This window comes from uncultured Pseudoteredinibacter sp., assembly GCF_947500695.1.
Lineage (GTDB): Bacteria > Pseudomonadota > Gammaproteobacteria > Pseudomonadales > Cellvibrionaceae > Pseudoteredinibacter.
Window position 1 is genome coordinate 1 of record NZ_CANMSS010000049.1, and the last position, 221, is coordinate 221.

Annotated in this window: 1 protein-coding gene; it reads right to left on the reverse strand. The window is 51.1% G+C overall.

Features of this window, described 5'->3' with window-relative positions; translation table 11 throughout:
* A partial coding sequence (locus Q1A08_RS21440) for a hypothetical protein (protein WP_299776437.1) occupies positions 1-221 on the reverse strand: 221 nt, incomplete at both ends.

A 221-nucleotide genomic window follows, 5' to 3' on the forward strand; every position in this document is an offset into this window, starting at 1 on the left:
TCGCCGCTACCATCAGCTGTGACAGGACCGTATTTTTTACCGTTCACTTCCAAGGTAACTTCGGCGCCGACCTTCGCGCTGCCCACAATCAGTGGCGTATTGTCATTGGTTTTTTCACCATCATTGATGTCTTTGGTGGTATCAGCAGGCTCACCTGGACTCGGCACATCATCTACCGCTTTATCGATAGTGACCGTCACCGCACTGGTATCAACGGTGAA